Below are 4,948 nucleotides of genomic sequence, written 5' to 3'. Positions count from 1 at the left end.
ATGCCTTAGGCGCTCTATCCTATCTTTCCAAACTTCCTTTTGTCGATCCTCAACGTATCGCTGTCCTTGGAGGATCGATGGGTGCAACGGTTGCGCTGGAATTAGCGTCGACCCACCACGTGGAAACATTCGACGCTCCTCGGGATCTGAAGTTCAAGGCCGCGGTGGCCTATTTTCCGGGGTGCGGCGTTGCTTCCGGGGAACTCATCGTTCCCACATTAATCCTGATCGGCGAACTCGACGACTGGTTGCCTGCGAAGGACTGCGAACTTTGGATGAAGAGGCGAGCCGACATGGGCGCACCTGTTAAGCTGGTCGTCTATCCCGGTGCCTATCACGCCTTTAGCGTTCCGGCTTTCGCCGACGGCAGGGAAATGTACGGGCACTGGCTCAAGTACGATGCGGAAGCGGCCAGGAAGGCAGTCGAGGAGACGCAGAGTTTCCTCTCTGCTCAATTTTCCCGTTGAGTGACAGCGAAGTGAATGCCCCCATACGCGGCTTGGAGCAGCTTCCGCTTTGGGTCAAAGGCGTCGGTCTAGCGCTCGGCCGCGAACTTCCGCTCTAGCCCTCTGAACCGACATGTAGCGCCAGCGTGTGTGGACGTTGGGCATGCGACACCGCGCTCTCCGATAAAACTGGCCGAGTTCATGGTCTTTGAGTGAGACTCTCATAAGATCGCTGGATCGCAATCAACTTGGGCCCTAACCGAGCATCATACTCGAACGTACCGGCCACAAAGCCATTCCCTACGCCAGCTCTGGTACAAGTACCAAGATAGGTAACGATTTTAGCGCGTCGCTGTCGAGTCTCCCCTTGACGACCCTTTCGACCCGAGCATTCATCACAGCCAACGGGGTATTGTCCGGGGCGCTAGTATCGGGTTCTCTACTGATGATCGTCACCTCGACGATCACTGGCGCTACGACACCTTCGGGAATATGGTCAAAGAGCACACCGCGCTGCGACCCCCCACTGCGCAGGCCTCTGCACGGTCCAACACAAGACAGCCAAGAATAAATAAAAACGCCGAAAGTCTTGTCGTCTTCCATCTACGCATTTCGCACGCCGATCACCAATCAACGCACCACGATGCCAAGTCTTCCTAAAGTCTGCAATGGGTCAAAAGCGGCCGCGCTCGAAATCGAAAAGAAGTTCTACTTAGTCATCCAAAGCCGGCATTCGCACATTTGTGCATACATGCCCCGGAGCGGCTGATCTTTTCCACACCCACGACAGGCAGTAGCCGCGGGCCTTCGTCGGCCCCTAGGGATCGATAATCTGCCAGCGGCGCACACCTGTGGCTCTGATAGCCGCATGTCCACGAAGTCGCGCCAACATCTCTACGGCGCTCAGATCAAGATGTCGGCCGAGCAGGCCAAGATCGCCCGCAAGGAAGCCGACAAGCTCGCCGGCTTTGGTGCTGCTGTTCGTTGGCGATGCGCAGCACAGCTAGGGCGAATGCGCGACCGCCGCCCGACCCCGGACGTTGAGCCGAAAAAACCCGCAAGCGGATTGCGGCCCGCGCGGGTGTTACGAACGTCTCCCGATGATGCCACTATGCCAGTGTTTTGCCCGACGGATCAACCTATGTTTCGGACTTTCCGAGAGCGAGCGCGCCGCGCGCGAAGGTCATCGCCTCAGCCTCACTCCTCCGCCAGCTTCCGCTCGATGTAAGCATCCACCGTCTCCGCGAACGAGCGCTGCACGCCGACCCCGGCATCATGCAGGTCCCATGCGTCCTGCTGGAGCACCCGCAGGCCGCTTCTGCGGATGCTGACCGGCGCCATCTCCAGATAGTCGTCGATGGCGCCTGTGGCCGAGGAGATCGCTTTTGGATCTCCCCTGGCAATCAGCAGGCGCAGGAAGCTCAGGCAATCGGCCAGACCCGGCATGGGTTCGCTCTCAGTTGCGCGGTGTTTTCGGCTTCGGTGTCCTGACGGGCTGGGTGTGCGTCCCGAACAACGCCAAAAGCAACGCGACTTCTTCCTTCGAACCGACCTGAATCATGTCTGTCTCCTTTTCGCTCCGTTGGTCGGAGCGAACGGCGATGGCGTTCAGGACAATCTGGTTTCAGGACTGTTTCAGGACTGTTTCAGGACTGTTTCGTCGTCGCCATGCGTGACCCCGGTCATTGCAGGCCGCGTCTCGCGAGATCGACGAGCTCAGCGTGACCTGCGAGCGCGGCGTCGTAGTCGCTGTAGCGGCGGCGCGTGTGGAGCTCGTCCTGGTCATCAACAACGGTCGTCTCGAACAAGAGCGGCGCCTGATCCATGCGGCTGGGGGAGCTGCTGCGGTCCCAGCCCAGGAATATCGTCAACACCCGCATGGCTCCGACCTCGTCGAAGCCGAGCCGGACCTGTTCGGGGTTGGCTTTCGCCCAGGCGCGCACGGCATTCTGCGCGTCCAGATCGTTGCCGACATGGACCGGTGTCTTGCCGTCCAGAATGTAGAAGCCGAACGGAAAGATGATCACGGCGACCTCGTCGTCATTTGCGCAGGCGCCGCTTTCTCAAACCTTTCCACGCGCTGGGCTGCGCGACTCGGGGATCGTAGATGCGATGGTATTTACTCTACCCTCAGTTGTCCAATTCGGAACGTATGTTACCATGCATTTATCGAGACGGCTTTTGCGTCCCGGTTGGGAGGACATGTCATGAGACTGTCGTCAAGCTTTGTCGCGCCCTCAGCTGTCGCTATCCTGTCCATTGCATTGTCGTGCGGCCCGAGCGGTGTGGCAATGTCGCAAACGGGCTCCGCCACCTCGCTTCCCAGCATCACTGTGGACGCACCGAAGCAGGTGGCAAGGCCACAAAGGACCGTGCAGGGGGCAGGCCGATCCGCAGCTCGCCAGGCTCGCCGCGCCGGTGCCGGCCGGATATCGCCAACCGCTCCAACGCCATCAGCGCCAGGTTCAATCATGGCGAGACTTGCCGAACTCGAGAGAACCTCCAGCAATTGCACCGATGGTTGCTAAACAAGTTTCAAGTACGGCAACCAACCCTGGAATGGGTGCTCCTCGGCTTCGGGGGCTACTCCGAGTTTTTCACCAACGTGCAGAAACACACGCAACTACAAAACCTATGAGGAGTGCAGGGAGACCGAACTGTTTTTGGGTGCGCCCAGAGGTGGGCCCTCAGTCTGGTGGTATTGCAGCAGCCTGCTCGCCGGGGGCAAGTTGCCCGGGGAGAAGTCGCAGGTCGCCGAGCTCAAGCGATCAGGACGTCGCTAGTCCATACCGCCCGCTGGCTGCGCCCGCGACGTGGCACAGCATGTTTCAATCAACGGACCTGGAGCGCCATGCGGAATGTCCGCTTTGGGCCACCAGTCGACCGCGGCTCGCCAGCTCGAAGATGTCTGCTTTGGGCCAGAACCGGACAATCGACGGCGTCGGAAATTCAGTTCGCGACCGGCTGCGGCTCCGGGAATTTCCATTTTCCGCTCAGGATTTCGGGACGCGGGCGGTACATCCTTATCGCGGCATTCCACCCCTTCACGATTGGAATGCAGTTGGGAATTTTACCATCGCAGCCGCCAAATTGAACGTTGACCGAGCCATCGGCGTCCTTTTTCGCAGTGATGTTGTTGACCGAATATGCGTTGTAGGAATTTTTCTCGAAGTAGCCGTTTGCGTTGTAGACGCTGATCGACCAGAATCCATCGACCGGAACGTCTTTGACCTTGAGCTTGTAGATCGTCGTACCGTCGTTCTTCGCGGGCGTGTTCAAGGCATAGGTCGCATCCTTGTCGGGATTGCCACCCCAACCCGATGCAGTGCCGATCAGGTGCATGATTGGATCGACTTTGCCTTTAGCACCGAAGCCATTCTTGAAATCGGTGATTGTGGTGTTGAGGACGAGCAGCGCATCGCGCACCTTCTTTTGGCTGACCTGATCCCAGTTCGGGACTTCAAATTTTCCCATGCTCTTCTGGCTGGCCGTGAGCTTGTCCTGGAGCGCGTGAACCTGCGCGACGTCCTTCGGATCTTCTGGATCGACAAGCGTGCGCACCACCGCTCCGACGTAGCGCGTGCCGACGTTGCCTTTAGTGAGGGTATGCGTGCCAGCACCGTAGAAGACCTCCGGCACATAGTGGTCTTCATTGACAATCATCACTGACATGAAGCGCTTTCCGGCGTCCGGCATCGTGATGGTGACAGGCCCGGCATCTAGATCGAATATTGCCTGCGAATACAGCGTGTCCCGGTTCATGCGGATAACATCTTGCTTGTCGATGTTCGCCGGCTCGCGGCGATGGCCGAATTTTCCAAGCGAGCCCTGCTTAACGAGACTACTGAAATACATGTCGGTCTCTGCCCGGGCGAAGTTTGTCACGGTGACTGGCACGGCGTCCGTTTCAGGTTTCTGCGCCAGCGCAGTTGTTACCGTGACGGTCAGCGCAACGGCGCTAAGAACGGCGACCTGTGCTTTCATAGTTCGGCTCCCACTATCTGGGATGAAGCTTATAGCCGTTGTGCAGCCGGTCAATGTCTGCTTGGGGTCAAAGGCTGCCCTCGCTTCGCTCAAATTGGACCTAAGTACGTCTTCAATCGTCTCAAAGCGGACGCGGGTTTGGAAGGCCTGCGGGCTAAAAATGACCGCCTCACTACCTGAGGAGGTCCGCCATGGCCGATGTCCCAACCATCCCTGCCGTTTCGAAACACGATCCTTGGAACAAGGGCAAGATCATCGGCGCAAAGCCGCCGCACCGTCCCAAGCACGTTTGGTCAATCCGAACGAAGCTCCAGGTCGAGGGCCGAACGCGCGATTTGGCAATGTTCAACGTCGCCATCGATAGCAAACTGCGCGGCTGCGACGTCGTAGCCTTGAAAGTTGATGATGTTGCGCCGGGCGGATATTCGGCCGACCGCGCGACCGTCCGACAAAGGAAGACCGGCCGGCCGGTAAAATTTGAGCTGACGGAATCGACCCGGCAGGCAATTGACGATTAC

6 protein-coding genes are annotated in these 4,948 nt (G+C 58.6%); 2 read left to right on the top strand and 4 right to left on the bottom strand.

The genetic code is table 11. The features are described 5' to 3' along the window. Positions 1-467: dienelactone hydrolase family protein (locus tag UP06_RS26690; protein ID WP_045006662.1), on the top strand; the 467-nt coding region annotated here is incomplete at its 5' end. Between the two features lie 279 nt (positions 468-746). Here the strand turns inward: UP06_RS26690 and UP06_RS26685 are convergent. From UP06_RS26685 to UP06_RS26670, 4 genes are all read right to left on the bottom strand, one after another. Continuing rightward, positions 747-1,049 (bottom strand): hypothetical protein, encoded by a 303-nt coding sequence (locus tag UP06_RS26685; RefSeq protein WP_045006661.1) that lies wholly within the window; start codon positions 1,047-1,049, stop codon positions 747-749. 594 nt (positions 1,050-1,643) lie between these two features. Then, positions 1,644-1,892: a hypothetical protein gene (locus UP06_RS26680; RefSeq protein ID WP_045006660.1), complete on the bottom strand. Its 249-nt coding sequence runs from the start codon at positions 1,890-1,892 to the stop codon at positions 1,644-1,646. A gap of 236 nt (positions 1,893-2,128) precedes the next feature. Further along, on the bottom strand, positions 2,129-2,473 hold the full coding sequence (locus UP06_RS41650) for a hypothetical protein (protein WP_045006659.1): 345 nt from the start codon (positions 2,471-2,473) through the stop codon (positions 2,129-2,131). 922 nt (positions 2,474-3,395) lie between these two features. Then, positions 3,396-4,430, bottom strand: a complete 1,035-nt coding sequence (locus tag UP06_RS26670; RefSeq protein WP_045006658.1) for a DUF1254 domain-containing protein — start codon at positions 4,428-4,430, stop codon at positions 3,396-3,398. A gap of 191 nt (positions 4,431-4,621) precedes the next feature. On the opposite strand from UP06_RS26670, the gene UP06_RS26665 reads away from it, so the two are divergent. Next, the coding region (locus UP06_RS26665) for a site-specific integrase (RefSeq protein ID WP_044999651.1) at positions 4,622-4,948 on the top strand (327 nt) is incomplete at its 3' end.

Source organism: Bradyrhizobium sp. LTSP857 (genome assembly GCF_000938285.1).
In the GTDB taxonomy this organism is placed as follows: domain Bacteria; phylum Pseudomonadota; class Alphaproteobacteria; order Rhizobiales; family Xanthobacteraceae; genus Bradyrhizobium.
This window is presented reverse-complemented; position numbering and strand designations above follow the sequence as displayed.